This window comes from Mesorhizobium subarcticum (genome assembly GCF_055456085.1).
Window position 1 is genome coordinate 1,090,566 of the sequence record NZ_CM144237.1, and the last position, 26,360, is coordinate 1,116,925.

The 26,360-nt window shown below is 63.3% G+C and carries 30 protein-coding genes and 1 tRNA gene; 21 read left to right on the plus strand and 10 right to left on the minus strand.

All coding sequences use genetic code 11. The features are described from left to right. Positions 1–314: 314 nt before the first annotated feature. Together ACZYHG_RS05035 and ACZYHG_RS05040 are read left to right on the plus strand one after the other, a co-directional pair. Entirely contained in the window at positions 315–1,436 is a 1,122-nt protein-coding gene (locus ACZYHG_RS05035; RefSeq protein ID WP_464612816.1) for a LacI family DNA-binding transcriptional regulator, read from the plus strand. Positions 1,437–1,604: 168 nt separating this feature from the next. After that, positions 1,605–1,910 (plus strand): alkylphosphonate utilization protein, encoded by a 306-nt coding sequence (locus tag ACZYHG_RS05040; protein ID WP_464612817.1) that lies wholly within the window; start codon positions 1,605–1,607, stop codon positions 1,908–1,910. Between the two features lie 59 nt (positions 1,911–1,969). Here the strand turns inward: ACZYHG_RS05040 and ACZYHG_RS05045 are convergent, their stop codons facing one another. Then, positions 1,970–3,316, minus strand: coding sequence for an MFS transporter (locus ACZYHG_RS05045; RefSeq protein WP_464614622.1), 1,347 nt, complete (start codon positions 3,314–3,316; stop codon positions 1,970–1,972). A gap of 232 nt (positions 3,317–3,548) precedes the next feature. Between ACZYHG_RS05045 and ACZYHG_RS05050 the strand changes: the two genes are divergently transcribed. Continuing rightward, positions 3,549–4,145, plus strand: a complete 597-nt coding sequence (locus ACZYHG_RS05050; RefSeq protein ID WP_464612818.1) for a hypothetical protein — start codon at positions 3,549–3,551, stop codon at positions 4,143–4,145. A gap of 36 nt (positions 4,146–4,181) precedes the next feature. Here the strand turns inward: ACZYHG_RS05050 and ACZYHG_RS05055 are convergent. Then, positions 4,182–4,258, minus strand: a tRNA-Arg gene (locus ACZYHG_RS05055). 157 nt (positions 4,259–4,415) lie between these two features. On the opposite strand from ACZYHG_RS05055, the gene ACZYHG_RS05060 reads away from it, so the two are divergent. Then, positions 4,416–7,607, plus strand: coding sequence for a type I restriction endonuclease subunit R (locus ACZYHG_RS05060; protein WP_464612819.1), 3,192 nt, complete (start codon positions 4,416–4,418; stop codon positions 7,605–7,607). A gap of 6 nt (positions 7,608–7,613) precedes the next feature. On the opposite strand, the gene ACZYHG_RS05065 is transcribed toward ACZYHG_RS05060, so the two are convergent. Together ACZYHG_RS05065 and ACZYHG_RS05070 are read right to left on the minus strand one after the other, a co-directional pair. Then, a complete protein-coding gene (locus ACZYHG_RS05065; protein ID WP_464612820.1) occupies positions 7,614–8,540 on the minus strand; it encodes a DUF1003 domain-containing protein in 927 nt (308 codons plus the stop codon). A gap of 261 nt (positions 8,541–8,801) precedes the next feature. Further along, entirely contained in the window at positions 8,802–9,695 is an 894-nt protein-coding gene (locus ACZYHG_RS05070; protein WP_464612821.1) for a D-alanyl-D-alanine carboxypeptidase family protein, read from the minus strand. A 298-nt stretch (positions 9,696–9,993) separates the two neighbouring features. On the opposite strand from ACZYHG_RS05070, the gene ACZYHG_RS05075 reads away from it, so the two are divergent. The 3 genes from ACZYHG_RS05075 (at position 9,994) to ACZYHG_RS05085 (ending at position 12,199) form a co-directional block, all read left to right on the plus strand. Continuing rightward, complete coding sequence (locus ACZYHG_RS05075; RefSeq protein WP_464612822.1) at positions 9,994–11,088, plus strand: hypothetical protein; 1,095 nt, start codon at positions 9,994–9,996, stop codon at positions 11,086–11,088. A gap of 91 nt (positions 11,089–11,179) precedes the next feature. Beyond that, positions 11,180–11,791, plus strand: a complete 612-nt coding sequence (locus ACZYHG_RS05080; RefSeq protein ID WP_464612823.1) for a nucleoside triphosphate hydrolase — start codon at positions 11,180–11,182, stop codon at positions 11,789–11,791. A 93-nt stretch (positions 11,792–11,884) separates the two neighbouring features. After that, positions 11,885–12,199, plus strand: a complete 315-nt coding sequence (locus ACZYHG_RS05085) for a hypothetical protein (RefSeq protein WP_464612824.1) — start codon at positions 11,885–11,887, stop codon at positions 12,197–12,199. A 38-nt stretch (positions 12,200–12,237) separates the two neighbouring features. Here ACZYHG_RS05085 and ACZYHG_RS05090 read toward each other — a convergent pair whose 3' ends face one another. The 3 genes from ACZYHG_RS05090 to ACZYHG_RS05100 all read right to left on the minus strand — a co-directional run bounded on the left by ACZYHG_RS05090 (position 12,238) and on the right by ACZYHG_RS05100 (position 14,582). Continuing rightward, positions 12,238–12,942, minus strand: coding sequence for a glutathione S-transferase family protein (locus tag ACZYHG_RS05090; protein ID WP_464612825.1), 705 nt, complete (start codon positions 12,940–12,942; stop codon positions 12,238–12,240). A 171-nt stretch (positions 12,943–13,113) separates the two neighbouring features. Beyond that, positions 13,114–14,322: a beta-ketoacyl-[acyl-carrier-protein] synthase family protein gene (locus ACZYHG_RS05095; RefSeq protein WP_464612826.1), complete on the minus strand. Its 1,209-nt coding sequence runs from the start codon at positions 14,320–14,322 to the stop codon at positions 13,114–13,116. Between the two features lie 5 nt (positions 14,323–14,327). Continuing rightward, a complete protein-coding gene (locus ACZYHG_RS05100) occupies positions 14,328–14,582 on the minus strand; it encodes an acyl carrier protein (RefSeq protein WP_027032443.1) in 255 nt (84 codons plus the stop codon). Positions 14,583–14,782: 200 nt separating this feature from the next. On the opposite strand from ACZYHG_RS05100, the gene ACZYHG_RS05105 reads away from it, so the two are divergent. From ACZYHG_RS05105 to ACZYHG_RS05125, 5 genes are read left to right on the plus strand one after another with little or no spacing between them, the layout of a single operon-like run. Beyond that, positions 14,783–15,625 (plus strand): urease accessory protein UreD, encoded by an 843-nt coding sequence (locus ACZYHG_RS05105; RefSeq protein WP_464612827.1) that lies wholly within the window; start codon positions 14,783–14,785, stop codon positions 15,623–15,625. A 13-nt stretch (positions 15,626–15,638) separates the two neighbouring features. After that, positions 15,639–15,941 carry an urease subunit gamma gene (locus tag ACZYHG_RS05110; protein WP_023693076.1) on the plus strand — a complete coding sequence of 101 codons (303 nt, stop codon included), beginning with the start codon at positions 15,639–15,641 and terminating at the stop codon, positions 15,939–15,941. 10 nt (positions 15,942–15,951) lie between these two features. Beyond that, entirely contained in the window at positions 15,952–16,206 is a 255-nt protein-coding gene (locus tag ACZYHG_RS05115; RefSeq protein WP_464612828.1) for a DUF1272 domain-containing protein, read from the plus strand. Between the two features lie 34 nt (positions 16,207–16,240). Beyond that, entirely contained in the window at positions 16,241–16,828 is a 588-nt protein-coding gene (locus ACZYHG_RS05120) for a HupE/UreJ family protein (RefSeq protein WP_464612829.1), read from the plus strand. A gap of 6 nt (positions 16,829–16,834) precedes the next feature. After that, the gene (locus tag ACZYHG_RS05125; RefSeq protein ID WP_027032439.1) at positions 16,835–17,140 is read left to right on the plus strand and encodes an urease subunit beta; all 306 of its coding nucleotides are present in this window, start codon (positions 16,835–16,837) and stop codon (positions 17,138–17,140) included. A 20-nt stretch (positions 17,141–17,160) separates the two neighbouring features. On the opposite strand, the gene ACZYHG_RS05130 is transcribed toward ACZYHG_RS05125, so the two are convergent. Together ACZYHG_RS05130 and ACZYHG_RS05135 are read right to left on the minus strand one after the other, a co-directional pair. Then, positions 17,161–17,649 (minus strand): hypothetical protein, encoded by a 489-nt coding sequence (locus tag ACZYHG_RS05130; RefSeq protein WP_464612830.1) that lies wholly within the window; start codon positions 17,647–17,649, stop codon positions 17,161–17,163. A 111-nt stretch (positions 17,650–17,760) separates the two neighbouring features. Continuing rightward, positions 17,761–18,132, minus strand: coding sequence for a hypothetical protein (locus tag ACZYHG_RS05135; protein WP_464612831.1), 372 nt, complete (start codon positions 18,130–18,132; stop codon positions 17,761–17,763). A 167-nt stretch (positions 18,133–18,299) separates the two neighbouring features. Between ACZYHG_RS05135 and ureC the strand changes: the two genes are divergently transcribed. From ureC to ACZYHG_RS05175, 8 genes are all read left to right on the plus strand, one after another. Continuing rightward, positions 18,300–20,012 (plus strand): urease subunit alpha, encoded by a 1,713-nt coding sequence (ureC, locus tag ACZYHG_RS05140; RefSeq protein ID WP_464612832.1) that lies wholly within the window; start codon positions 18,300–18,302, stop codon positions 20,010–20,012. An 89-nt stretch (positions 20,013–20,101) separates the two neighbouring features. Next, positions 20,102–20,695, plus strand: a complete 594-nt coding sequence (locus tag ACZYHG_RS05145; protein ID WP_464612833.1) for a hypothetical protein — start codon at positions 20,102–20,104, stop codon at positions 20,693–20,695. A gap of 44 nt (positions 20,696–20,739) precedes the next feature. Continuing rightward, positions 20,740–21,345, plus strand: coding sequence for a glutathione S-transferase family protein (locus ACZYHG_RS05150; protein ID WP_464612834.1), 606 nt, complete (start codon positions 20,740–20,742; stop codon positions 21,343–21,345). Beyond that, the gene (gene ureE / locus ACZYHG_RS05155; RefSeq protein WP_464612835.1) at positions 21,342–21,923 is read left to right on the plus strand and encodes an urease accessory protein UreE; all 582 of its coding nucleotides are present in this window, start codon (positions 21,342–21,344) and stop codon (positions 21,921–21,923) included. The genes ACZYHG_RS05150 and ureE overlap by 4 nt, the downstream gene beginning before the upstream one ends. Next, complete coding sequence (locus ACZYHG_RS05160; RefSeq protein ID WP_464612836.1) at positions 21,916–22,587, plus strand: urease accessory protein UreF; 672 nt, start codon at positions 21,916–21,918, stop codon at positions 22,585–22,587. Before ureE ends, ACZYHG_RS05160 begins: the two co-directional genes overlap by 8 nt. After that, complete coding sequence (locus tag ACZYHG_RS05165; RefSeq protein ID WP_027032430.1) at positions 22,584–23,024, plus strand: DUF3995 domain-containing protein; 441 nt, start codon at positions 22,584–22,586, stop codon at positions 23,022–23,024. The genes ACZYHG_RS05160 and ACZYHG_RS05165 overlap by 4 nt, the downstream gene beginning before the upstream one ends. Beyond that, positions 23,021–23,662, plus strand: a complete 642-nt coding sequence (ureG, locus tag ACZYHG_RS05170; RefSeq protein ID WP_464612837.1) for an urease accessory protein UreG — start codon at positions 23,021–23,023, stop codon at positions 23,660–23,662. Before ACZYHG_RS05165 ends, ureG begins: the two co-directional genes overlap by 4 nt. A gap of 78 nt (positions 23,663–23,740) precedes the next feature. Next, complete coding sequence (locus ACZYHG_RS05175) at positions 23,741–24,508, plus strand: class II aldolase and adducin N-terminal domain-containing protein (protein ID WP_464612838.1); 768 nt, start codon at positions 23,741–23,743, stop codon at positions 24,506–24,508. On the opposite strand, the gene ACZYHG_RS05180 is transcribed toward ACZYHG_RS05175, so the two are convergent. Then, a complete protein-coding gene (locus ACZYHG_RS05180) occupies positions 24,505–25,137 on the minus strand; it encodes an HAD family hydrolase (protein WP_464612839.1) in 633 nt (210 codons plus the stop codon). The two genes, ACZYHG_RS05175 and ACZYHG_RS05180, sit on opposite strands and share 4 nt — an antisense overlap. Before the next feature lie 244 nt (positions 25,138–25,381). On the opposite strand from ACZYHG_RS05180, the gene ACZYHG_RS05185 reads away from it, so the two are divergent. After that, positions 25,382–26,341, plus strand: a complete 960-nt coding sequence (locus ACZYHG_RS05185) for a sugar-binding transcriptional regulator (protein ID WP_027032426.1) — start codon at positions 25,382–25,384, stop codon at positions 26,339–26,341. Positions 26,342–26,360: the final 19 nt, after the last annotated feature.

Sequence of the window (26,360 nt, forward strand, 5' to 3'; positions counted from 1 at the left end):
ACGACCCGGACGCGACGGATTGACGTTACAGCGCATTTTTGTATTAGTAAACAGTATTAGTTCCCAACCCGTATCCGGGCACGGCATTGCGGCCTCGCAGCCGGTGTGCCGACGACCCCAGGCCTTGGCCGCATGGCATCTTCGGCTTGGTAACCCTTGCATTTCCTGATATCCCGAGCGCATGAGCAATGGACCTCGACGCTGCTAATAGATATAAACTGACCAGTGCTTTCTATAAATCGGCGCCGCCGCGCCATCTTGTTGACCCGGCAGGCTGCCGCTAGACAGGACCGGGTATTGGGGACACCAACGCAATGAGCGAAACCATCGAGACCGCGAAGCGCCGCAAGGCGCCGGCGAAGCCCAAGGGGCGGGTCACCATGACCGACATCGCCAGGGCCGCCGGCTGTTCGCAAGCGACCGTATCCTTCGTGCTCAACAATTCGCCAGGGATAAAGCTGTCGCGGCAGACCCGCGAACGGGTGATCGAGGCCGCCCGTGCGCTGGGCTACAGCGCGCCCGCCTTCTCGGCGCTGCAGAAGCCCGTCGCTGCCTTCGAGGGGGCAGCTTTCGAAGGTCCGGCCTTTGATGGACTTGACGGGGTGATCGGCTTTGCCGTCGACCAGCTCGCCACCAGTCCGGAGGCGGTGGTCGCCATCGAGGGCGCGCGCCAGGCTTCGTGGAATGCCGGCAACGTGCTGCTGGTGGCGCAGACCATGGGCGACGCCGTGATGGAGCCACGCGCCATCCAGGCGCTGACCAGACGGGGCATTTCGGCGCTGATCTACATGACCATCTTCACCCGCGAGATCACGGCGCCCGACTTCCTCTACAGCCTCGACATCCCGGTGATCCTGCTTAACTGCTATACGGCGGACTATGCCTTCCCCGCCGTGGTGCCTTCAGAGATCGCCGGCGGCCAGAGCTCGACCCGGCATCTGATCAGCCACGGCCATCGCCGCATCGCCACCATCACCGGCGAGCCGTGGATGCAGGCGGCACAGGACCGGCTGAAGGGCTACCGCCGCGCGCTTGCCACCGCCGACATCCCGTTCGATGGGGAGCTCGTGGTCGAGGGTGACTGGTCGGCCAGCGCCGGCTATGCCGCGACGGTGAAGCTGTTGGCGCTGAAAGACCGCCCGACGGCCATCTTCTGCCAGAACGACCGCACGGCAATCGGCTGCTACGAGGCGCTGAAGGAGGCCGGCCTGCACATCCCGCAGGACATTTCCGTGGTCGGCTACGACGACGAGGAAATCGCCCGGCATCTGTTTCCGCCGCTGACCACCTCGATCCTGCCGCATATGGCGATGGGCCAATGGGCGATCGAACAGCTCGAGGCGCCCTCGCCGCCCGGACGGGGGCGTTATCCCATCACCAAGCTGGAGTGCCCGCTGGTGGAACGGGAGAGCGTGCGGGCGGTGAAGGCAGCGTGACGGGTTGAGAAGGCTGACCGTCGATCCCGGCGTGCTCATCGGCGCACCCCTGCGGTCCGCGGTTGCCGGCATGGACCCGGGAGTCGCGGTTGAGAATAGGCCGCGCCTGCTATAGATGGCTCGCGCCAGACCGCCGCATAGGGTCGGACTCGAGCGACAGGGGCGATCATGGCGGACGAAAACGAAGACTACATTTACGATGAGGCCACCGGTGAATGGCGTCCGGCCTCGGAGATCGCTGCCTCCGCCGAGGCGGGGCGCATTGTGCCACGCGATGCCGCCGGCAATGTTCTTGCCGACGGGGATTCGGTGATCCTGATCAAGGACCTCAAGGTGAAGGGCGCCGGTCAGACGCTGAAGCAGGGAACCCTGATCAAGTCGATCCGGCTCACCGACAATCCGGATGAAATCGATTGCCGGCATGAGGCGATCAAGGGCCTCGTCCTTCGCACGGAGTTCGTGCGCAAGCGGTGAGCGTTACCGGCTGGCCGCGATGCTGAACGCGCGGTCAGCACGCCCCCCCCAAGGCAGAGCTATTTATCGATGTCGACATCCCTGGTCTCCTGCCCGATCAGCAGGGCGATCAGCGTCAGCCCGGCCATCGCCGAGAGATAGACGCCGACCCAGAACGGGCTGCCGCCGCCTATGCGCCACAGCGCCACCGCTATGAACGGCGCGACGGCGGCGCCAAGGATCGAGGACACATTGTAGGAGATGCCCGAGCCCGTGTAGCGGACGCTGGCCGGGAACAGTTCCGGCAGCAGGGCGCCCATCGGCCCGAAGGTCATGCCCATGAGGGTGAAGCCGATGATGAGCCAGGCCATGACACCGACGGTGCCGGCCGCCAGCATGGGAACCCAGAGCAAGCCGAAGACGATGATGCCGAGCGTGATCGCGATCAGCGTCTTGCGCCGTCCCCAACGCTCCGCCCACGGGCCGGAAACCAGGGTGAAGATGCCGAAGAACACCACGCCGATGATCATCATCAGCACGAAGGTCGTGTAGTCGTAGCCGAGGCCCGGAACCGCGCCCGTGGGTGCCGCCCGGCCATAGCTCAGCGAGAACGTCGTCATCAGGTAGAACAGCACGTAGGTGGCCAGCATGTAGAATGTGCCGAGGATCAGCTGCCGCCAGTGCGTCTTCACCGCGGCCGCCAGCGGCACCTTCTTGACCTCGCCCTTGCGGACCGTGTTCTCGAAGGCAGCGCTTTCCACAAGGCTGAGGCGCACCCACAGGCCGATGACGACCATGACGACCGAAAACAGGAACGGGATGCGCCACCCCCACGCCAGGAAGGCGAGCGAAGGCCGCGACGGATCGTCGGACGGCAATGCGGCGGCGATGATCAGGAACAGCCCATTGGCGATGATGAACCCGATCGGCGCGCCAAGCTGTGGAAACGTGCCATAGATCGCGCGCTTGCCCTTGGGCGCGTTCTCCGTGGCGACCAGGGCCGCACCACTCCATTCGCCGCCAAGCGCGAAGCCCTGCGCTAGCCGCAGCAGGACCAGCAGCGCCGGCGCAAACCAGCCGGCCACCGGATAGGTGGGCAAGAGGCCGATCAGGAACGTTGCGACACCCATGGTGAGCAGCGCGCCGACCAGCGTGATCTTGCGGCCGCGCCTGTCGCCCAGATGGCCAAAAAAGATGGCGCCCAGCGGCCGCGCGATCATCGCCGCGCCGAACACGGCAAAGGAGGCGAGAAGCGCTGTCGTCTCATTGCCCGCCGGGAAGAACAGATGCGGGAACACCAGCACGGCGGCCGTGGCGTAGACATAGAAATCGTAGAATTCGATGGTGGTGCCGATCAGGCTCGCCAGGATGACGCGCGAACGCGGATTGGCGGGAACGGCGTTTGCGGACGCTGCGGTGGCTGAGATGGACACGGGAACATACTCCGACGGAGCCGACGTCGCAGGCCCTGTTCTGTTGTCGACGAGGCCGAATGGGGCCTCATCAAGATCGATGGGAGCGAAATAGAGAGCGTGTGGGTCATTGGCAATGATGGATGGCCGACCAGACGCCGGGAAACGATCGGCCAGGCTGTCGTGAGGGTTTGCGCGCGGCAGCCGGCCAGTATGCGGTCGGGCAATTGTCGTCCATAATCGGGCGATGACGCGTCCAGGCTTGCGCTGTGTGCAGGTAGTCGCGGCTTTGCTGGCCGCAAGCTGCCCGCGCGCGCAAGCCGGCGGGATCTTCGAGACCGGCGCCTACTCGTTCTCTGACGAACTCGGCGGCTTCAGGATCCTTTCGGCCACGGGCGCTGGGACTCGCGCCGACCCGATCGTGGTGACCGAGGAACTGGACACCGCCGACCCGGTGACGCTGACCATCCGCGCCATCAGGCCGATCCAGCCCTTCGGGTCGGCGGGCAACTACGCGACCGGCTTCCTGCCGCTGAAAATCGTCACCCGCAACAACAGCGGCGACGCCTGGATCGAATTCGGCTTCGAGCTGCAGGCGATCATGAACCGGCCGAGCGACTATGGCGACGGCCTGTCCTTCGACCAGGCGCAGCGCGAGGACGACATGATCAAGTCCGACAGCTTCGCCGAATTCAAACGCGACTTCGAACCCTATGACCGGCTGCTGTTCAGCAAAGGCAAGGTCGACCCGCGAGAGAGCGCGTCGTTTTCGTTTCTGGTGACGGACTTTTCGCCGAAGGATAGGTTTTATTTGGTGGAGGAGCCGAGGTTGCCTTCGACGTAGGGGGGCGCCTGCGTATTGTGGTTGTGGCGTAAGGTCTGGCGCACCCGACAGGATTCGAACCTGTGACCTCTGCCTTCGGAGGGCAGCGCTCTATCCAGCTGAGCTACGGGTGCTTCCCGGCGGGCCGGAAAACGAACCAGCCGGTGAACCGGCAAGTCACGGCTTCTTAGCGGAAGCCGGCGCGGGCTTCAACGGGCAAAGTTTCGTGCCGTAACGCGACGCGCCGCACTTCTGCATGAACCGAGCTTTCGCCGCGCGGCCGGCGAGGCTGTGTTCGCCAAGGCAAAGTTCATCAACACGCTGCGCAATCGCGCCGTGCATGAAGAAAAGACCATCCGGCCAAGCGATGCCGCCGGCGCGGTCAAGGAATTGTTCCACGTCTGCTTCTGGCTGTCGCGTACTTATGGGCGCAAGTCAAAGCCAGCGGACGGCCTCGCCTTCGACCCCTCTGTGCTGGCGCGCCGTGACGAGACCCTGAAGAAAGCCTTCGCGCATCTGAAGGCGCAGCAAGCCGAGCTCGACGCCAAGAACGGCGAGCTTACCAAGCTGCTTTCCGATAGGCAGAATCTCGATGCCGAATTGCAGCGTCTGCGCGCCGAAGTGTCGGCGGCCCGGCATGCCGCCGAGGCGACCCCGTCTACACATGACTACAACGAGGCTGAGACTCGCGATCGCTACATCGACCTGCTGTTGCGCGAAGCCGGTTGGGCGCTCGACAAGCCGGAAGACATCGAATTCCGCGTCGAAGGCATGCCGAACGAGCAGGGCGTAGGCTTCGTCGATTATGTGCTGTGGGGCGCCGACGGCAAGCCGTTGGGCTTGGTCGAGGCCAAGCGCACACGCAAGGATGCACGCCAGGGCCAGCAGCAGGCAAAACTCTATGCCGACCGATTAGAGGCGCGCTACGGCCAGCGGCCGGTGATTTTCTACTCGAACGGTTATGAGCATTGGATCTGGGACGATCTACGGTATCCGCCGCGCCAGGTTGGCGGCTTCTACAAGCGCGACGAGTTAGAGCTGTTGGTCCAGCGCCGCACCAGCCGGAAGAAGCTCGTCGAGACCCGCATCGATACCAAGATCGCTGGCCACAAGCGGCCCTATCAGCAGCGCGCCATTCGCGCCATTGCCAAGAGTTTCGAGGACGACGGCGAGCGCAAGGCGCTGCTGGTCATGGCGACCGGTTCCGGCAAGACACGCACGGTCATCGCGTTGGTCGATTTGTTGATGCGCGCCGGCTGGGTGAAGCGCGTGCTGTTCCTTGCCGACCGTGTCGCGCTGGTCAACCAGGCGGCTGGCGCCTTCAAGGCGCATCTGCCGGACTCTGCCCCGGTCAATCTTGTTACCGAACGGACCAGCGAGGGCCGCGTTTTTCTGTCCACCTACCCGACGATGATGAACCTGATCGATGGCAAGGCTGATGAGAAGCGCAAGTTCGGACCGGGCCATTTCGACCTGATCGTGATCGATGAGGCGCATCGCTCGGTCTACCAGCGTTATCGGGCTATCTTCGAATATTTCGACTCTTTCCTCGTCGGGCTCACGGCGACGCCCAAGGACGAGATCGACCACAACACCTATTCGCTTTTCGATCTCGAGGACGGCGTCCCCACCGATGCCTATTCGCTCGACGAGGCGGTGGCAGACGGCCATCTGGTTCCACCCAAGGCGATTTCCGTGCCGCTAAAAATCGTGCGTTCCGGCCTGCGCTACGACGATCTGAGCGACGAGGAGAAAGACCGGTGGGACATCCTGGAGTGGGGAGAGGAAGAGATTCCCGACAGCGTCGATGCCGCTGAGGTCAACAAACGACTCTTCAATGCCGACACAGTCGACCTCGTTATCGCTGACCTGATGACCAACGGCATCAAGGTCGAGGGTGGTGATCGGTTAGGCAAGACGATCATCTTCGCCAAGAACCAGGCACATGCGATGTTCATCGAGGCGCGGTTCAACGCGGCCTATCCAAACCTTGCAGGCCATTTTGCAAGGGTTATTACCTATGAGAGCGGATCTTACGCGCAGACGTTGATCGACGATTTTTCGAAAAAGACGAAGGCGCCCCACATCGCGATCTCGGTCGACATGCTCGACACGGGTATCGACGTGCCGGAGGTGGTCAACCTCGTCTTTTTCAAGCAGGTGCGGTCGAAGACGAAGTTCTGGCAAATGATGGGTCGCGGCACTCGACTGTGTCCGGACCTGTTCGGACCTGGGCAGGACAAGGACTTTTTTCGCGTCTTCGATTATTGCCAGAATCTCGAATTCTTCGGCGCCAACCCTGAATTGAAAGAAGCAAGCACCGCAAAGTCGCTGTCGGAACGGCTGTTTGCGGCGAGGCTCGATCTGGTGCGCGCGCTCGACGAAAGGACGGGAAAACCCGACGACCTCGCCGAAGAAGCGAAACCTTTCAAAGTGCCGGACGCTGCTGCGGGTATTCCTTCGGAGGAGGATATCCGGACCGATGCTGTGGGCGTTCTCCGCGATACCGTGGCTGGGCTGAACCCGGACAACTTTCTCGTACGTCAACATCGTCGCGCGGTGGAGAAATACCAGAAGTTGGAAGCCTGGATTGCGATCGACGAAGACAAGCGCAAGGAGCTTGTCGATGAGGTGGCGCCTTTGCCGTCAGCGAAGCAATTCGGCACGGAAGAAGCGAAGCGGTTCGATCTGTTGATGTTCTCGCTTCAGCTCGCCCTGCTGAAAGGCTCCAAACGCTTCGCTACGTCCAAGAAACAGCTGCTTGAGATTGCGTCGGCATTGGAGGGTCAAACGGGTATTCCGGCGATCGCCCAGCAAGCCGCCTTGATCGAGGAAATCCAGACTGACCTCTGGTGGGAGGGTGTCACTGTCCCGTTGCTGGAACTGGTGCGGCTGAGGCTGCGCGAGCTTGTTCAGCATATCGAGAAGGGGCGGAAAGCGGTCGTCTATTCCGATTTCGCCGACGAGATTGGCGAGGGGGTCGAGGTTGACCTCCCGCAAGTCGGCGAGGCGGACTTCGCCCGGTTCAAGCAGAAGGCGCGCCATTTCCTGAGGAAGCACGAGGACCACCTCGTCCTGCACAAGCTACGGCAGGGCAAGCCACTGACCGCCATCGACCTGGCTGAGCTGGAGAAGATGCTGCTCGATGCCGGCATCGGAGACGCCGGAGACATCGAGCGCGCCCGCGAAACGAGCCATGGCTTCGGTCGCTTCGTGCGTTCATTGGTCGGGCTCGACCGTGCAGCTGTTTCGGAAGCCTTCGGCGAATTCCTGGCTGCGGGAACGGCGTCCGCAGCGCAGATCGAGTTCGTCGGCATGATCATCGAGCACCTGACAGACCAAGGTACGATGGACCCGAGCCTACTCTATGAACCGCCCTTTACCGATTTGGCTCCTACCGGGCCGGAACAGGTGTTCGACGAAGACCGTGTTACAAGGCTCGTCAGCCGAATCCGCGAGATCAGCGATAGTGCAGTGGCTTAAGCCCTACTACCCCGCCTCACCCTTCACCGTCCGTCGCCTCGCCCCACGCACCGTCCGCTTCGTCTTCTTCGCGCCGGCCAGCTCCTGCATGGCCTCGAGCTGCATCTGCTGCATCTCCGCCAGGCGCGTCCATTGGCGGGAGATGAGGTAGTCGAGTTTTTCGTGCAAATGGCGCACTTCGAGCTCGGCCTTGAGGTTGACGCGGTATTCGTTGAAGGAGCGCAGGCGGTCTTTCACCTCCTGGCGCTTCTGGCTCATCATGATGATCGGCGCCTGGATGGCGGCGATGCAGGAGAGCAGGAGGTTGAGCAGGATGAAGGGATAGGGATCGAAGGCGCCGTTCAAACCCTCGAACAGGTTGATGGCGATCCAGACCAGCAGCACGCTGGCAAACGAGATCAGGAACCACCAGCTGCCGCCGAAGGCCGCCATGTTGTCGGAGACGCGGTCGGGAAACGTGCGGTGCTCCTCGAACTCCTCCTCCGAGTTTTCGGAAATCGTGTCCTGCCTGGCAATCGATTCCACCACCTGGCGGTCGAGTTCGGAGAATTCGCCGTGCTCCTGCTGCAGCAGCTCCTCCATATAGCGCATGCGGTAGCGGCCGAGCTCCTCGCGGCTGACGCGGGCGCCCTTGGGCAGGTCCGGATGATCAGACCGAATGCGGTCGGCGAGGCTTGGGCGCAGCGTGTCGATGCGCACGAGATCGCGCTTGCGGAATTTGCGGCCTGAGATCGCCGACGGTTTTTTCCTCGGCTTTGTCCGCGATGCGCCGGGGAGCGATGGTTCGGAATCCGGCACTTCGGGCGTGTCGAAATGCTCGTCCGAAACCTCTTGCAGGTCCTCCTGCGCGATCGGCGCCTCGAAATATTCGCCGCCGCTGTCGTTCTCATTGTCCGCCGCCTTCTGGTCGGCTGCCTTGGGAACGGTGCTCATGGTGCTGGCTCCTGCTGTGGCGCTGCTTACTCAAGGATACGCCGAGGTGGCGGGGTATAGCTACCACCGGTTTCGCCAGCCTATGCCATGGCTTCCCAACGATTGCGTGACAACAGGATAACAATAGCCGGCTGCGGGTTTTTCGGACTCGATCCCTCAGGACGCGCGAGGCGGCGGGACGGCCCTTCGCAGGCTCAGGGCGTTCGTCGTTCGAAAAGCCAAGCAATTGGCTTTTCGTCCGCTGTGCGGACCACTCCTCACCTACTGCTGTTCGGCGAACATCAGCCTGGTCTTGGTGGCATCCATGGTGGGCGACAGGCTGCGCTGGATCAGGGCTTCGACATGGTCGTTGCGCTGGCGGGCACTGTCGGCGCCCATCACCACCACGATCAGCTGGCGGCCGTCGGCATTGTAGGAGGTGACGATGTTGAAGCCGGAGGCCCTGATGTAGCCGGTCTTGATGCCGTCGACGCCGCGCACGCGGCCGAGCATGTCGTTGTGGCCGCGCACGAGCTTGCCGCGGAACATGAAATCGCTTTCGGAGAAATAGTGGAAGTGCTGCGGGAAGCGGGTGTGCAGCGCCATGCCGAGCACCGCCATGTCGCGCGCCGTCGTCATCTGGCTGTCGTCGGGCAGGCCGGATGCATTGCGGAACGTGGTGCTGGTCATGCCGAGCGCGCGCGCCTTGGATGTCATCATGGCGGCGAACTGGTCTTCCGAGCCGCCGAGATACTCGCCGACCGCCACGGCAACGTCATTGGCGGATTTGACGACGATGGCGCGGATGGCGGAATCGACGTCGATGCTCTCGCCGCGCCGGAAGCGCATCTTGGTCGGCGGCTGCGAGGCGGCATGGTCGGAGACAGGAATCTGCGTTTCCTTGGTGACGCGGCCCGAATCCATCGCCTCGAACAGGAGGTAGAGCGTCATCATCTTGGTCAGCGAGGCCGGATAGCGCTGCGCCGTCGAATTGACCTCGAACAGCTGCTTGCCGGTCTTGGCGTCGACGACGATCGCGGCATATTTCTGCGGCGGCGCGGGAACAGTCAGCACCTGGTCCGGTGGTGTCGTGGTCGAACAGCCGGCGACCATCAGCAACAGGCCAAGGGCGACGAACAGTCTGTGCAGGAATGGGAAGGGACGCAGGTTGGACAAGGGCAAGTCTGTTCTGGCGATGCTGTTGCTGAGATAAGGCGAAGCTAACGTAACGCGATTGATGCGTCCATTTGGTTAATGGCGGTCATACAAAGGATTGTCGAGCCTTCGCAAGCTGATGCGAAATGCCGGACATCACGCTTGCGCAACCCGCGCCAAACAGGTTCTGTTTGCGCCTTTACAGCGCCGCGCCTCCTTTCGGACGCGCAAAGGACGCTGTAACGCTAGTGGCGCATGATCCTTTCCGAAAATCGACTCCGATTTTCGGGGTCATGCGGCAAGATTCGGTGAGAGCGCGATGACCATCAGCACGATCAAGGCCAGGGGTATTTCGGTTTCGCTCGATCTCACGGTCGGCCATATCGCCGACATGACTGTCGAGAGCGGCGGGCGCCAGCTGAAGCCGCTGCACCGCGCGCCCTGGGTCGATGCAGGCGAGGCGCTGCCTAAAGACCTACCGCAAGGCACGGTTCGGCTGTCCGGCGATTTCCTGTGCGCGCCGTTTTCGCGCAGCGATGTCGAGGAGGCGCCGCTGCATGGCTGGCCGGCCAACAGCGCCTGGGATGTCACCGAGAGCGCCGCCACCGATGGCGGCCGGCGCGCCGTCTACCGGCTGCGCCACAAGGTGATGGGCGCCAGCGTCGACAAGATCTTTTCACTGCGCGACGACCATCCATTCCTCTACCAGGAACATGTGTTTTCCGGCGGCTCCGGCGCGATTTCCGTCGCCCACCACCCGATGACGGCAATGAAAGGCGGCGGCAGCATGGCCTTTTCGCCAAAACGGTTCGCCGCGACGCTGGACGAGCCGCTGGAGCCGGATCCGGCGCGCGGCCGCTTCATGCTGGCCTATCCGGCGCGGTCCACGGACCTTACCCATTTCCCCGCCACCGGCGGCGGCACGCTCGACCTGACGCAATACCGCATGGAGGACCGGCGCGAGGATTTCATCACGCTGGTCGAGGCCGAGCATGGCGGGCCGGGCTGGACAGCGCTGGCGCGGCAGGCCGAGAATGATCTGGTTCTGGTGCTGAAGAACCCGGCCGAGTTGCCGATCACCATGCTGTGGTTCAGCAATGGCGGGCGCGACTACGCGCCGTGGAGCGGCCGCCATCTCGGCGTGCTTGGCATCGAGGACGGCCGCGCCGCCGTCGGCCATGCCGCCTCGATCGGCGACAACTGGCTGAAGCGCGAAGGCGTAGCGACCGCCTTTGCGCTCGGCGAAGGCCGCAGCGTCTCGTTTCGCCATGTCATCGGCGCGCTGTCCGGCGGCACGCCGCCACGTGAGATCACAACGGCGGACGGCCAGATGCGGCTCTCGGCCGATGGCTCGACATCACAAGTGCCTTTCGACAGCGCGTTCCTGCGCATTGGTCAGCCTGCGGCTGCTTGAGCGGGAATTGCGCGAGCGCGGGGTTTGAAATTTCCACCGACTGCCGCCAAGATGCTGCATCGTGCCGATCATTCAGGCAAGTGAGGTTCCCATGTCAGAAATCGCCCACCTCGCCGCCAGCATCTTCAAGCGCGCCGGCAAGGCCAAGCGCTTCATCGTCGCCATCGCGGGGCCACCGGGGGCGGGAAAGTCGACGCTGTCGGCGGGCCTGCATGACCTTTTGCCCGAAGGGACGGTGGAAGTCGTGCCGATGGACGGCTTCCACTATGACGACATCGTGCTCAACGCGCGCGGCCTGCGCGCGAGGAAGGGCGCTCCGGAAACTTTTGACTTTGCCGGCTTCGAAACCCTGCTCAGGCGCATCCGGGCCGGCGAACCCGACATCGCGATCCCCGTCTTCGACCGCAGCATGGAACTGTCGCGCGCCGCCGCGGCGATCGTCGGCACCGAGACCAAGTTCATCCTAGTCGAAGGCAATTACCTGCTGCTCGATGAGGAGCCGTGGTCGCGGCTGGCGCCTTTGTTCGACTTCTCGATCTTCGTCGACGTGCCGCGCAATGAACTCGAACGCCGGCTGATGGAGCGCTGGCACGGCCATGGCCGTTCCGACGAGGATGCGCGCGCCTGGATCGCCTCCAACGACATGCCCAACATAGACCGGGTGCTGGGCCGGCGCCGGGCCGCCGACCTGGTCATTGGTTAACACGCTTAATTTTCGGTATTTTTGGACGGGAACTTTAAGAGTTTCACGCCGTTATGGCGGAGAACCTATTTGTCCGGCGTAAGGGATTTTCCGATGGCAACCAAGGCAAAAAAACCGGCCAAGACGACGCCTGCGAAGGCAACGCAGGCGAAGGCTGGCGCCGGTCCGGCGATTGCGGAACGCTCGAAGGACGCCAAGGGCGCTTTTGGCAAGGCGGCCCCTAGAAAAGTCGCTCCGGCCGCGAAGGCTGCCAGCTCGCGTAAGTCGGTGCCGGCGAAACCCGGTGCCGTCCGCACGGCGGCGAATATTGCCGCCGGCGCTGTGGTCGCAACCGCGCGCGGCGCCGTTTCGCTTGCTGCTTCCGTAATCGGCAGGGGTGGGTCGAAGGCGAAGGCCAAGGCGAAGTAGTAAAGGCCTGCATCGCCACCAATCGTCCTGCAGGTAAATTACGTTCTTGCCGGAATGATCAGGCCCTTCTGCACCGCCGGTCGTGCAAGGCCGCGCTCAAGCCATGCTCCGACATTTGCGAAATCCTTGAAGCCGACGATCTCGCCTGCTTCATAGAAGCCGATCAGGTTGCGCACCCAGCCGAGCAGCGAGATGTCGGCGATGGTGTAGTCGTTGCCCATGATCCATTTGCGGCCCTTCAGCCTGACGTCGAGCACACCGAGCAGCCGCCGCGATTCATCGCGGTAACGCTCCAGCGGGCGCTTGTCGGCGATCTCGCGGCCAGCGAATTTGTGGAAGAAGCCGAGCTGGCCGAACATCGGCCCGACCGCGGCCATCTGGAAGAACACCCACTGGATGGTCTCGTAGCGCCGCACCGCATCCGCCGGCAGAAGCAGGCCGGTCTTTTCGGCGAGATAGAGCAGGATGGCGCCGGATTCGAACAGGCCGATCGGCTTGCCGTCCGGGCCGTTGGGATCGATGATCGCCGGAATCTTGCCATTGGGGTTGAGCGACAGGAATTCCGGCGTCCAGCTTTCATCCTTGCCGATGTTGACGTAATGCGGCTCGTAGGGCAGGCCGATCTCTTCCAGGGCGATGGAGATCTTCACGCCGTTGGGCGTCGGCGCCGAATAGAGCTGGATCTGATCCGGATGTTTGGCTGGCCAGCGGGTTGCGATCGGGAAGGCGGACAGGTCGGCCATGGAAAACTCCTGAATGGGACTGGCGCCCAAAAGCGCCGGATTGGCGGGGCTCCCAAGGATTAGGGCCGCGGCCCGGCGTGATCAATATGGCGGCAAAGGTTTCGCCGTGCGCGGACAGTCAACGGAACCGGAGTGGCGGTGGTGGCCGCCCGGCCGTGGTGACCACGGGTATTAGACCGCCTTGAAGGCCAGCACCGCGTTGGTGCCACCGAAGGCGAAACCGTTGCTGATTGCGGCGCGCACCTTGCGCTCACGCGCGACGTTGGGCGTCACGTCGAGATCGCAATCGGGATCGGGCTCGCGATAGTTCGCGGTCGGCGGCACGATGCCTTCACGGATCGCATTGACGCAAGCGATCATCTCCAGCGCACCGGATGCGCCAAGGCAGTGGGCATGCATCGATTTGGTCGACGACACCGACAGTTTATAGGCGTGGTCGCCGAAGACGCGCTTGATCGCCGCCGTCTCGATCTGGTCGTTGGCCCTGGTGCCGGTGCCATGCGCATTGAGATAGTCGACATCCTCGGGATTGAGCCCGGCATCGGCCAGGCAGGCACGCATGGCTGCCGTCGGTCCCTCAATCGTGGGTGCGACAATGTCGGACGCGTCCGCCGACAGGCCGGCGCCCGCGACTTCGGCGAGAATGGTGGCGCCGCGTGCCATTGCGTGCTCATAGGTTTCCAGCACCGCCATGCCGGCGCCTTCACCTAGCGACAGGCCCTGGCGATCGGCTGAAAACGGCCGACATGTGTCCGGCGCCAGCACCCGCAACGCCTCCCAGCCCTTCAGGATACCCCAGACAAGCGGCGCATCGGTGCCGCCGGCGACCATGACGTCGGCGCGGCCGAGCCTGATCTGGTCGACGGCCGAAGCAATGGCATGGTTGGATGAGGAGCAAGCGGAGGTGACGCCGAAAACCGGACCGCGCAGGCCGAGATTCATGCTGACCTGGCCCGAGGCCGCACTGGGCATCACCTTCGGAACGGTAAAGATGCCGGCGCGGTTCTTGCCTTCGATCAGAATGGCGCGATAGCTCTCCTCGATCGCTTCCCAGCCGCAGACGCCGACGCCAACGACGGCGCCCATCCGATAGGTGGTGGTTTCATCGGGAACCAGGCCGGATTGCTGCAGGGCTTCTCGCGCAGCGATGACCGCCAGAAGGCTGAAGCGGTCCATCGACACCGTCTGCTTGTGGGCGATGCCATGGTCGGGCAGCGTCTTGATCTCAGCGCCGACCTTGACCTTCAGATCATGCAGTTGCGGACTGCTGATCTGGCCAATGGCCGAGCGACCGGCACGCATCTCGTTCCAGATCGCGGGCGCGTTGTTTCCGAGCCCGCAAATTCCGCCCATGCCGGTGATGACGACGCGCTTCAGCATTCAGTTCAGGCTTTTTTCGCGATCAAAGCGCGAACGGCCTCGACCATGTCGCCGACATTCTTCAGATTGCTCCAGGCATCGACCGTGTTCATCTCGATCTCGATGCCGTACTGCTCCTCAAGATCGAAGATGATCTCGGTCAATTCCAGTGAATGGATGCCCAGCGACGTCAATTCGGTGCTCGCGGTGATTTCCTCACCGCCCGGCTCGGCGTGAGCCTTGATCTTCTCGATTATATCCGTTGCCAGTTGGTCAGCCATTCCGTCTCTTCCCCACTTTTCGTTTCCGACGCCAACTGAACAGCGCCTTCTTGTCCTCGATATCAGGCCGCGACCGTCGCCTTACACCCCCGCCAAGCATCGCATGACCGCACCAAGGTGGCTCCCTCTATAGAAACGGAAACGCCATCAAGCAACAAGCTATATATCGACAAAACCGCCGCAGTGCTTAACCTGACGGCGTGGATACGATCGAATATACCGAGTTTTCGGGCCAGCCGGCCCAGCGCGCCGCGGGTCTGGCACAGCTGGGCTGCGCCAGCGCCGACGGCCGCACGCGGTTGCAGCGCCTCTATCAGGATGGCTCCGCCAAGATAAGGCTGCCGGCCGTTTCGGCCGATCCGCTGGAGGCGGTTCTGATCAACACCGCCGGCGGACTGACCGGCGGCGACCGCCTCGCATGGGAGGTGGATATCGGCGCCGATGCCTCGGCTGCTATAACGACCCAGGCCTGCGAGAAGGTTTATCGCGCCGCATCCGATCATGCCGAAGTGCGGATAAAGCTGACTGTCGGCGAAAACGGCCGTATCGCCTGGCTGCCGCAGGAAACCATCGTCTTCGACCGGGCTGCCTTTGCCCGCACATTGGATGTCGAGCTTGCCGCAGGGGCAGAGGCGCTGGTGCTGGAGGCGACCGTCTTCGGCCGCCTGGCCATGGGTGAACGCGCCGCGCAAGGCAGTTTTCGCGACCGCTGGCGTGTTCGCCAAAGCGGTTCTCTCATCCATGCCGAGGATTTCCGAATCGGACCTGATATCGCCGCAACCCTCGCCCGCCCGGCGGCTGCCGGCGGCGCAATCGCAGTGGCAACGCTGCTGCTGGTGTCGACGCGGGCCGAGGCTTTGCTCGATCCGGTCCGGGAGATCGTCGGCGACCAGGGCGACGCCAGCGCCTGGAGCGTGAAGGCATCTGGCAAGCTTCTTGCGAGGCTTTATGCCGAGGACAGCTACCAACTGCGCCAGCGGCTGGTTCCGCTTGTCGGGTTGCTCAATGGAACGGCGGGGCTGCCCAAATTATGGTCACTGTGATTCGGGAACCCGCATGAACCTGACGCCAAGGGAAAAAGACAAGCTGCTGATCGCCATGGCGGCGATCGTGGCGCGCAAGCGGCTGGAGCGCGGCGTCAAGCTGAACCATCCGGAAGCGATCGCGCTGATCACCGATTTCGTCGTCGAGGGCGCCCGCGATGGCCGCCCGGTCGCCGAACTAATGGAGGCCGGCGCCCATGTCGTCACCCGCGCGCAGGTGATGGAAGGCATCGCCGAGATGATCCATGACGTGCAGGTGGAAGCCACCTTCCCTGACGGCACCAAACTGGTGACCGTGCACGAGCCCATCAGGTGAGGAGAGGGAAATGCTCGAGCTGCGCCCAAACTGCGAGTGCTGCGACAAGGACCTGCCGCCGGCGGCGACGGACGCATTGATCTGCACCTTCGAATGCACCTTCTGCGCCGATTGTGCGGAACACGTACTCAAGGGCGTTTGCCCCAATTGCGGTGGCAATTTTTCGGCCCGGCCGATCCGCCCGGCGGGAAAGCTGGAAAAATATCCGGCTTCGACCAGGCGCGTCCTCAAGGCCGGGGGCTGCGGCCCTCGCAAGGCGGCGTGAACACCCCGACACTGGAAACGGAAGGCAAATAGAAATGATCCCTGCCAAACGACTGTCACTCTCGGCGATCCTGTTTCTGGCCGCGGCAATGCCCGCCTACGCCCATGTCGGCATCGGCACGACGTCGTCCTTCATGGCCGGCTTCGTGCACCCGCTCTCCGGCCTTGATCACTTGACGGTGATGATCGCCGTCGGGCTGTGGGCGGCACTGAAGGGAGGCAGGGCGATCTGGGCGTGGCCGGCCGCCTTTGTCGGCGTCATGCTGGGCGGCGCGGCCCTTGGCATGGCCCATGTGCCGGTGCCTTTCGTCGAGCCGGGCATACTGGCCTCCGTCGTGGCGCTCGGCCTGCTGGTGGCGCTGGCGGTCGATTTGCCCGTCTCAACCGGTGTTGCCATTATCGGCCTGTTCGCGCTGTTTCACGGGCACGCCCATGGCACCGAAGTGCCGGAAAATGCCGGCGGGCTCGAGTATATGGCGGGCTTGGCCGTCGCCACGGCGCTCCTCCATGCCGTCGGCATCGCCGCCGGGCTTGGTCTTGGCTTGAGGTTCCGTGGTCTGGCCCGCGTCGCGGGCGCGGCCTGCGCGGCGATCGGCGTCAGCCTCGCTTTCGGCGTTGTGTGAGGTCCAATGATCCCCGGCGAAATCATCCCCGTCCAAGGCGACATCGAGCTCAATAAGGGTCTGGCGACCGTCACCCTGAAAGTTGCCAACAGTGGCGATCGGCCAGTTCAGGTCGGCAGCCACTACCATTTCTACGAGACCAATGAGGGGTTGAAATTCGACCGCGAACAGGCCCGCGGCATGCGCCTCGACATCGCCGCCGGCACCGCCATGCGCTTCGAACCGGGGCAGGAACGCGACGTCACGCTGGTACCGCTCGGGGGAAAACGCGAGGTTTACGGGTTCCAGCAGAAGATCATGGGCAAGCTGTGACGTGTAGCGGCGCGCTTAAGTCATCTGGAGGGCTTGGCAGCCGCATAGATGACGATCTTTCCAGGATCGTCGAACTCGACGGCGAGGACGTCCTGCGCCAGCACGCGCCGCGAATCGATGGCATTGAACAGCAAAGCGTTCGCCTCGATCTCCTTGCGCAGTTCGGCGACGTCGTACTTATGCTGCCGGACCTTGTTCTCGATGGCCGGCGGCGGGCCGCCTTCGCTGCGCGCCGCGTCGGTCAGGAACACGATATCGACCTTGTCGAGCTTGGACGTCTTGCGCACCGCGCTGATGTTTTCCCGCGTGCGGTCGATCGCCGAACTGACTTTTCCGATTTCAGCGGTGGTCCTGGCCACTTCCTGATTGACCTGCGATCCAACGATCCGGTTGACGGTTTCAGGGTTTTCCAGGCCCTGCGCGTCAGCAAAGGGCAGAGTTGCGGCCAAAAACCCGGTTACCGCGAGCACGGGCAGCCATCGGGGGGTGGGCAACGCTTGAACGGCCATGATTCGCTTTCGGGATCTGTTTCCGTCAGGAAGCAAAACGTCTCCCGCCTTGCCAAGGTTCCCCGTCCAATGCGGTCGGCAGGCCGGATACCGGCCCGCCAAGCCGCGTCGTCAACTCGCCTTCTTGGTGATCAGGGTCAACGCGCCATTGGGCTCCATGCTGGCCGCGATCACCTGCGCCGAGGTCACCCCCTTGGCGTCCATCGCGGACTTCACCTCGGGCGTGGCGTCGATCGAACTGCGCAGCTTCTGCAGACCGGCGTCGCCGCGCTGGGCGACAATCTGATTGACCTCGGTCTGCGTGGCTGGCGGCAGCTCCTTGATGTCGACGATGTTGACGCTCTGGATCGCCGGTGCCTTGGGAGCGGCGGGGGCAGGCGCGGTTGGGGCTGGAGCGGGCTGCGGCGTGGGTTGCTGCTGGGCACTGGCGGCACCAGCAAGCATGAGGCTGGCGGCGGCTGCAAGAACTATCGTTTTGCGCATGGATCTTCCTTCCATCGATTTGGCAAACGGGTGTTTTGGGGTGACCTCCCAACCTCAACCGCCAAATGGGATCAGAAGGTGTCGGCCAGCGGGTCATTGAATGACCATTGGATGGCAACAATGTGCGGGCAGATTTCAGACAAATCGCATTTCGGGAGCAATCGCTGATGGCCAGAATTACCCGCGCCGCCTACGCCCAGATGTATGGCCCGACCGTCGGTGACAAGGTCAGGCTGGCCGACACCGAACTGTTCATCGAGGTGGAAAAGGACCTCACCATTTACGGTGAAGAAGTAAAATTCGGCGGCGGCAAGGTCATCCGCGACGGCATGGGCCAGAGCCAGGTGTCCAGGGCCCAGGGCGCGGTCGACACCGTCATCACCAACGCGCTGGTGGTCGATGCGTCCGCAGGCATCTTCAAGGCCGACATCGGACTCAGGGATGGCCGCATCGCGGCTATAGGCAAGGCCGGCAATCCCGATACGCAGGACGGTGTCACCATCATCATCGGCCCCGGCACCGAGATCATCGCCGGCGAGGGCAAGATCCTGACTGCAGGCGGCTTCGATGCGCATATCCACTTCATCTGCCCGCAGCAGATCGAGGAAGCGCTGATGAGCGGCATCACCACCATGCTGGGCGGCGGCACCGGCCCGGCGCATGGCACGCTGGCGACGACCTGCACGCCGGGGCCATGGCACACGGCGCGCATGATCCAGTCCTTCGACGCCTTTCCGATGAATATCGGCCTGTCGGGCAAGGGCAATGCCTCGCTGCCGGCGGCACTGGAAGAAATGGTATTGGCCGGCGCCTGTTCGCTGAAGCTGCACGAGGATTGGGGCACGACACCAGCGGCCATCGACTGCTGCCTGTCGGTCGCGGACGAGTACGACGTCCAGGTGATGATCCATACCGATACGCTCAACGAATCCGGCTTTGTCGAAAACACCGTCGCGGCGATCAAGGGCCGCACCATCCACGCCTTCCACACCGAGGGCGCCGGCGGCGGCCATGCGCCTGACATCATCAAGGTCTGTGGCCTGCCCAATGTCATCCCGTCCTCGACCAACCCGACCCGGCCCTATACAGTCAACACGCTGGCCGAGCATTTGGACATGCTGATGGTCTGCCATCATCTGTCGCCATCGATCCCGGAGGACATCGCCTTTGCCGAGAGCCGCATCCGCAAGGAGACGATCGCTGCCGAGGATATCCTGCACGACATCGGCGCCTTCTCCATCATCTCGTCCGACAGCCAGGCGATGGGCCGCGTCGGCGAAGTGGCGATCCGCACCTGGCAGACCGCCGACAAGATGAAGCGCCAGCGCGGTTCGCTGCCGCAGGAAACCGGCAACAACGACAATTTCCGCGTCCGCCGCTACATCGCCAAATACACCATTAATCCGGCCATCGCGCATGGACTGTCGAAAGACATCGGCTCGATCGCGGTCGGCAAACGCGCCGATCTCGTTTTGTGGAACCCGGCCTTCTTTGGTGTCAAGCCAGACATGGTGCTGATTGGCGGCATGATAGCCGCTGCCCCGATGGGCGATCCCAACGCCTCGATCCCGACGCCGCAGCCGATGCACTACCGGCCCATGTTCGGCGCCTATGGCAAGGCCCGGACCAACTCGTCGGTGACTTTCGTTTCGAAGGCAGCGCTAGAGTCGGGCCTGCATGGTCGGCTTGGCGTCGACAAACAGTTCGTCGCCGTCGAAAACACCCGCGGCGGCATCGGCAAGCACTCGATGGTGCTCAACGACGCCACGCCGCATGTCGAGGTCGATCCCGAGACCTATGAGGTGCGCGCCGACGGAGAACTTTTGACCTGCGAGCCGGCGACGGTGCTGCCGATGGCGCAGCGGTATTTTCTGTTTTGAGGCTGGCCGGTCGGCCGGCCAAAATCCGTTGCGGCTGACATGCATAGGCCGCAATATGCGGCCGAACAGAAACCTTATTGTGATGCGGCATGGCCACCGAACTAGCCTCTCCCCACGACATTTTCCCACATATCCGCATCGTCATGGGCATGGTGATCGGGCTGGGTGTCGCCCGCCTGCTGTCGGGGGTGGCGCGCATCGTCCAGCATCCCGGCCAATACCGGCTTTATCCCGTGCACCTCGCCTGGGTCGCCTCCATGCTGTTGCTGCTGGTGCATTTCTGGTGGTGGGAGTTCGGTCTCTACACCATAGAGGTCTGGACCTTCGGCAAATACCTGTTCCTGATCTTCTACGCGATCACGCTGTTCCTGCTTTGCGCGCTGCTGTTTCCGGATTCGATGCTCGACTACACCAGCTACGAGGATTTCTTCTATTCTCGCCGGGGCTGGTTCTTCGGCCTGCTGGCGACGACCTATCTGCTCGATGTCGTCGACACGCTGCTGAAAGGCCCGGAGCATTTCGCCCGCTACGGCAATGAATATCTGTTCCGCACACCGGTCTTCGTGGCACTGTGCATTGCCGCCATCCTGGTGCGCGATCGCCGCTTTCACATTGCCTTTGTCGCCGGCACGCTGATCTATCAGGTATCGTTCATCCTGCGGCTCTTCGACACCATCGTATGACGATAGTGGATGGTCTAGAGTCTAGGGAAAGGCAGGATTTTACCATGTACAAGGCCATCGGATCGCGCGGATCCCGGGTCAGCCGCGTCCTCTGGATGCTCGAGGAACTCGGGCAGCCCTATGAATTCGTCGAGGTCAAGCTGCGCTCGCCGGAGGCCTATGCGCTGAACCCGTCGGGCAAGGTGCCGATCCTCATCGACGGCGAGCTGACGGTGACGGATTCGGCGGCGATCTGCGTCTATCTGGCCGACAAGCACGCCGACAAGGGGATGGGCGCCAATCCCGGCGTCGCCGGCCGGGCCGAGATGGATTCCTGGATGCATTTTGCCCAGAGCGAGTTCGAGGCACCGCTGTGGAACAAATTGCGCCACCGCTTCCTGCTGCCGAAGGAAGTGCGGGTCGATGTCGGCCCCGCGGCGACCTATGACTTCGTCTCGGAGCTTAAGGCGCTGGACCGCCGGCTTGGCGACAAGCCGTTTGCGCTCGGCGAACGGTTTTCCGCCGTCGATGTGCTGCTTGGCGACATGGGCAACTGGGCCCGCGCCGGAAAATTCCCGATCGAGTCCGACCGCGTCAACGCCTATTTCGACCGCGTGCTTTCGCGGCCTGCCCGCGCGCGGGCGCAAGCCAATGGCGGAGCCATGAAATGAAACTCAACCTCAACACCGACTTCACCAAATTCCCGCGCGCCGTCTCGGTGCTGCCCACCGGCGAGGCCGGAAACACCGCGCCATCCGGCCGTGCTGTTCTTGCCCATGATGAGCGGCACCTGCGCCGCCGCGCCATCGAACTTGCCGACGGCAGCAAGGTGCTGGTCGACCTGCCCGAACCCGTTGCCTTGAACGACGGCGACCGGCTGGTGCTGGAGGATGGCCGTCATGTCGAGATCCTTGCCGCGCCGGAAGAGGTCTATGACATCCGTGCCCGCGACGGCGTGCATCTGACCGAGCTTGCCTGGCATATCGGCAACCGTCATCTGGCGGCGGGCATCGAGGCGGACCGCATCGTTATCTTGCGCGACCATGTCATCAAGGCGATGCTGGAGGGGCTTGGCGCCACCGTGCGCGAGGTCTCCGAACCGTTCAAGCCGGTGCGCGGCGCCTATTCCAGCGGGCATGATCACGGCCATGCCCACAGCCACGCGGAGGCGCATTCGCACGCGCATGGCGAATCGCATTCTCACGCGCACAGCCATTCCCATACCGGTCATCACCACGACCATGACTGAGCAGCCTTCGACCATAGCGCTCTTGCGGCTGATGGCGTGGCTGTCGCCGGCCTTCCCCGTCGGCGGCTTTGCCTACAGCCATGGTCTGGAGCGCGCGGTGCATGACGGGTTGGTAACCGATGCCGGGAGTCTGGCCAGCTGGTTGGAAACGCTGGTCGAGATGGGTTCGGGCTGGAACGATGCTGTGTTGTTCGCCGAAAGCTGGCGCCGCGCCCGCGAAGGCGGCGATCTCGACGAAATATCCTCACTGGCCGAGGCGCTCGCCGGCTCGCGCGAGCGCCACACCGAGACCATGCTGCAAGGTGCTGCCTTCATCAAGGCGGCCGCCGCCTGGCCCAATCCGATGCTGGAGCGCTTGCCGGCCGAATGTGCCTATTGCATCGCTGTCGGCGCCATTGCCGGCGGCAACGGTATCGCCCTACAGGACGCGCTGTCCGCCTTCCTGCAGGCCTTTTTCTCCAATCTCGTCCAGGCGGCGATCCGGCTCAGCGTCGTTGGCCAGCGCGAGGCCACCACGTTGCTCGCCGGCTTCGAGCCGCTGGCGCTGTCGACCGCTGCGCGCGCCGCGCACTCGACATTGGATGATCTCGGTGGCTGCGCCTTCATCTCTGACGTCATGGCGATGAAGCACGAAACCCAGTATTCGCGATTGTTCCGCTCATGATCGCCCTCGCCTTTGCCCTCTCCCTGGTGTTGCTGCTGATCACCGCGCTGCATGTCTATTGGGGCATTGGCGGCATCTGGCCGGGTACGGATGGCGCCTCCTGCGCCCGCGCCGTTGTCGGTTTTCGTGGCGTCGATGAAATGCCGACGCCCTTCGCCAGTTTCGCCGTTGCCGCCTGTCTTGGCCTGGCGACGCTCTGGCCGCTGGCGCTCATCGGCTTCTTTGCTTCGCCCTTCCCAAAAGAGGGCCTCGCCGCCACTTCGCTGCTCATCGGGCTGGTGTTCCTCGGACGCGGCATTGCCGGCTTCACGCCATGGTGGCGGCGGCTGGCGCCCGAGCAGCCTTTCGCCCGGCTCGATGTCAGATATTATTCGCCGCTCTGCCTGTTGATCGGGCTCGGCTTCGCTACCCTTGCCATCATGGAGTTCCCGACATGACCCAAGCTAACGGCCCTCTTCGCATCGGCATTGGTGGCCCTGTCGGCTCCGGCAAGACGACGCTCACCGAGAAACTCTGCAAGGCGCTGCGCGATGAATTCTCGATCGCGGTCGTCACCAACGACATCTACACCAAGGAAGACGCCATGATGCTGGCCCGGCTGCAGGCGTTGCCGGAGGATCGCATCATGGGGGTCGAGACCGGCGGCTGCCCGCACACCGCCATTCGCGAGGACGCCTCGATCAATCTCCAGGCGATCGCCGATATGAACAAGAAATTCCCCGATCTCGACATCATCTTCATCGAATCCGGCGGCGACAATCTCGCCGCCACCTTCTCGCCGGACCTTGCTGACCTGACGCTTTACGTAATCTCGGTCTGCCAGGGCGAGGAGATTCCGCGCAAGGGTGGGCCGGCGATCACCCGCTCCGATTTCCTGGTCATCAACAAGAGCGATCTGGCGCCCTATGTGAACGTCAACCTGGACGTTATGGAGAGCGACGCCGGCCGCATGCGCGGCAAGCGGCCGTTCGGCTTTACCGACCTGTCGCGCGGCAAGGGGCTGCAGGAGGTGATCGACTTCATCGTCGAGCATGGCGGGCTAAGGGCCGTCACTGCCGCCAGCACTGCCGCCTGACGGACAGCCTGCACCAATCGAAACCGGTTGCGAGCAGACGTTGGTCGCGTCATTCTTGGCTAAACTGGAGATTTCGAGATGAGCATTGCCCGCCTGCAGAAAGAGCCGCTGACCAACCTGCCCTTCTATGAGGAGCGCGTCGATCTTGCCTGTGCCTTCCGCTGGACGGCACGGCTCAACATGCACGAGGCGGTGGCCAACCATTTCTCGCTGGCCGTCAACGAGGACGGCACGCAGTTCCTGATGAACCCCAACCAGGTGCATTTTTCGCGCATCAAGGCGAGCGACCTGTTGCTGATCGACGCCAACGATCCCGATACGCTCTCCGGCCCCAACGCGCCGGACCCGACGGCGTGGGGCCTGCACGGCGCCATCCATCGCAACGTGCCGCATGCGCGCTGCGTCATGCATGTCCATTCGATCCACGCCACCGTGCTGGCCTCGCTTGCTGATTCGACTCTGCCGCCGATCGACCAGAATTCGGCGATGTTCTTCAACCGCCATGTCGTCGACGCCCATTATGGCGGGCTGGCCTTCGAGGAGGAGGGCGAGCGCTGCTCGCAGCTCCTCACCGATCCCAAGGTCAAGGTGATGGTGATGGGCAATCACGGCGTGCTGGTGATCGGCGACACAGTCGCCGATGCCTTCAACCGCATGTTCTATTTCGAGCGCGCCGCAGAGACCTACATCAAGGCGCTGTGGACCGGCCAGCCGCTGCGCACCCTGTCCGACGCGATCGCCGAGAAGACGGCGACAGAGACAGACAATTATCCCGGTCAGGCCGATCGCCATCTCAGCGAGCTGAAAGCGATCCTCGACGAGCAGGAACCGTTCTACCGCAATTAAAGCCCGACTTCCCGGCGCAGTTCCTCAGCGCTGTTGATGACAATGGCGCCGGGCGGTCCTTCCATGGGCGCTTCCGGCCAGAAGATCGTCTTCATGCCCGCCGCCAGCCCCGCCAGGGCGCCCGGCCAGCTGTCGTCGACCGCCACCGCATACGCCGGATCGACATCGGCCAGATAGGCGGCGCGCAGGAACGGTTCGGCGTGCGGCTTGCCGTCACGGACGTCATTGCGGCTGATCGTCTTCATGCCGGGATAGGTCAGGCCGACCATGCGCAGATTGGCGTCGACGATCATGCGGTCCGAATTGGAGACCACCGCTTGCTGCACGCCCTTTGCGCGCAGTTCGTTGAAGACCTCGATGGCGCCGGGGCGCGGCTTCAAGCCTTCGACCAGCGGTAGATAGTGCTCGTATTTGCGCATGATCCAGTCGTCGAACGGCAGATCCAGGCCGAATTCGTCGCGCATCATCTCGTAGACCGGCCAGGCGGCGACGCCGAGAACGCGCTCATGCAGGTCGGCGGGTGGCTTGAGACCGACATTGCGCATCGCCGCTATCAAAGCTGCCTCGTGCAATGGCTCGCTGTCGACCAGCGTGCCGTCCATGTCCCAGAAAACCGCCTTCGGTGTCATGCAACGCTCCTTTTTCGATCCCCTTAAAGGGTTTGCGCCGGGAGATAAACCATCGAGACTTCAGAACATGGCTGCAATCGCAACCGAAATTGCCCCGCTTTCTCCGGCCAGACATTGCCGGCGGAACCACCTCAGCTGCGCGCGTGCAAGCATTTGCCCTTGAGATTGACAATTGCGCAGCAAGGCATTCCCTGCGAAAGTAAGGGCGGACCGTCCAATGATCGGCGGTTTCGGGAGGCAGGACGTGAGTACCCGGCAGGATGGCGGCTCAAACAGGCTGGACGACGCGGCGCGCGCCGGCTGGCTCTATTATGTTGCCGGCAACACACAGGACCAGATCGCCGCCACGCTCGGCATTTCGCGGCAGACGGCGCAGCGGCTGGTGTCGCTGGCGGTGTCGGAAGGCTTGATCAAGGTTCGCGTCGATCATCCGATCGCCAACTGCCTGGACCTTGCGGCACGATTGAAGTCGCGCTTCGCGCTCGACCTTGTCGAAGTGGTGCCGAGCGACCCGACGTCGTCGTCGACGACCATCGGCATCGCCGAGGCCGCCGCCGCCGAGATCGAGCGGCGGCTGCGGTCACCGACGCCGATCGTCATGGGCATCGGCACCGGGCGCACGCTGAAGGCGGCGATCGAACAGTTGCCGCCGATGGAATGCCCGCAGCACAAGGTGGTGTCCTTGACCGGCAACATCTCGCCCGACGGCTCGGCCGCCTTCTACAACGTCATCTTCACCATGGCCGACAGGGTGAAGGCGCGGTCCTTCCCGATGCCGCTGCCGGTCATCGCCTCGTCGCCGGAGGAGCGCGAGATGCTGCTCAACCAGCCGATGATCCAGCCGACGCTGGCGCTCGCCGCGGAGGCCGACGTCACCTTCATCGGCATTGGCGATCTCGGTCCCAAGGCGCCGCTCTACGAGGATGGCTTCATTTCCGAAAGCGAGTTGAAGGCCTTGCAGAAGGCCGGCGGCGTCGCCGAGATCGTCGGCTGGGTGTTCGACAGGGACGGCCGCATGATCGAGGGCATCACCAACGACCGGGTGTCGTCGGCTTCGCTGCCGTCGCGTGAAAAGTCGCTGGTCATCGCGCTGGCCATGGGCGAACGCAAACTGCCGGGCATTTTGGCGGCTGCCAACCGGCGGCTGATCAACGGCCTCATTACCGATGAACGGACCGCCGCCGCACTGCTGACGGGCCTGTAACCGGCCGCCGTCAGTTGGG

Excerpts from the sequence above, each read along its gene's own strand:
- ACZYHG_RS05100 (WP_027032443.1), bottom strand. The coding sequence starts at position 14,582 with ATGGCTGACCAACTGGCAACGGATATAATCGAGAAGATCAAGGCTCAC.
- ACZYHG_RS05130 (WP_464612830.1), bottom strand. The coding sequence starts at position 17,649 with ATGGCCGTTCAAGCGTTGCCCACCCCCCGATGGCTGCCCGTGCTCGCG.
- ACZYHG_RS05090 (WP_464612825.1), bottom strand. The coding sequence starts at position 12,942 with ATGGCCGACCTGTCCGCCTTCCCGATCGCAACCCGCTGGCCAGCCAAA.
- ACZYHG_RS05115 (WP_464612828.1), top strand. The coding sequence starts at position 15,952 with ATGCTCGAGCTGCGCCCAAACTGCGAGTGCTGCGACAAGGACCTGCCG.
- ACZYHG_RS05035 (WP_464612816.1), top strand. The coding sequence starts at position 315 with ATGAGCGAAACCATCGAGACCGCGAAGCGCCGCAAGGCGCCGGCGAAG.
- ACZYHG_RS05120 (WP_464612829.1), top strand. The coding sequence starts at position 16,241 with ATGATCCCTGCCAAACGACTGTCACTCTCGGCGATCCTGTTTCTGGCC.
- ureC (WP_464612832.1), top strand. The coding sequence starts at position 18,300 with ATGGCCAGAATTACCCGCGCCGCCTACGCCCAGATGTATGGCCCGACC.
- ACZYHG_RS05080 (WP_464612823.1), top strand. The coding sequence starts at position 11,180 with ATGTCAGAAATCGCCCACCTCGCCGCCAGCATCTTCAAGCGCGCCGGC.
- ACZYHG_RS05040 (WP_464612817.1), top strand. The coding sequence starts at position 1,605 with ATGGCGGACGAAAACGAAGACTACATTTACGATGAGGCCACCGGTGAA.
- ACZYHG_RS05110 (WP_023693076.1), top strand. The coding sequence starts at position 15,639 with ATGAACCTGACGCCAAGGGAAAAAGACAAGCTGCTGATCGCCATGGCG.
- ACZYHG_RS05165 (WP_027032430.1), top strand. The coding sequence starts at position 22,584 with ATGATCGCCCTCGCCTTTGCCCTCTCCCTGGTGTTGCTGCTGATCACC.
- ACZYHG_RS05050 (WP_464612818.1), top strand. The coding sequence starts at position 3,549 with ATGACGCGTCCAGGCTTGCGCTGTGTGCAGGTAGTCGCGGCTTTGCTG.
- ACZYHG_RS05135 (WP_464612831.1), bottom strand. The coding sequence starts at position 18,132 with ATGCGCAAAACGATAGTTCTTGCAGCCGCCGCCAGCCTCATGCTTGCT.
- ACZYHG_RS05065 (WP_464612820.1), bottom strand. The coding sequence starts at position 8,540 with ATGAGCACCGTTCCCAAGGCAGCCGACCAGAAGGCGGCGGACAATGAG.
- ACZYHG_RS05175 (WP_464612838.1), top strand. The coding sequence starts at position 23,741 with ATGAGCATTGCCCGCCTGCAGAAAGAGCCGCTGACCAACCTGCCCTTC.
- ACZYHG_RS05085 (WP_464612824.1), top strand. The coding sequence starts at position 11,885 with ATGGCAACCAAGGCAAAAAAACCGGCCAAGACGACGCCTGCGAAGGCA.
- ACZYHG_RS05125 (WP_027032439.1), top strand. The coding sequence starts at position 16,835 with ATGATCCCCGGCGAAATCATCCCCGTCCAAGGCGACATCGAGCTCAAT.
- ACZYHG_RS05075 (WP_464612822.1), top strand. The coding sequence starts at position 9,994 with ATGACCATCAGCACGATCAAGGCCAGGGGTATTTCGGTTTCGCTCGAT.
- ACZYHG_RS05145 (WP_464612833.1), top strand. The coding sequence starts at position 20,102 with ATGGCCACCGAACTAGCCTCTCCCCACGACATTTTCCCACATATCCGC.
- ACZYHG_RS05095 (WP_464612826.1), bottom strand. The coding sequence starts at position 14,322 with ATGCTGAAGCGCGTCGTCATCACCGGCATGGGCGGAATTTGCGGGCTC.
- ureE (WP_464612835.1), top strand. The coding sequence starts at position 21,342 with ATGAAACTCAACCTCAACACCGACTTCACCAAATTCCCGCGCGCCGTC.
- ureG (WP_464612837.1), top strand. The coding sequence starts at position 23,021 with ATGACCCAAGCTAACGGCCCTCTTCGCATCGGCATTGGTGGCCCTGTC.
- ACZYHG_RS05180 (WP_464612839.1), bottom strand. The coding sequence starts at position 25,137 with ATGACACCGAAGGCGGTTTTCTGGGACATGGACGGCACGCTGGTCGAC.
- ACZYHG_RS05160 (WP_464612836.1), top strand. The coding sequence starts at position 21,916 with ATGACTGAGCAGCCTTCGACCATAGCGCTCTTGCGGCTGATGGCGTGG.
- ACZYHG_RS05150 (WP_464612834.1), top strand. The coding sequence starts at position 20,740 with ATGTACAAGGCCATCGGATCGCGCGGATCCCGGGTCAGCCGCGTCCTC.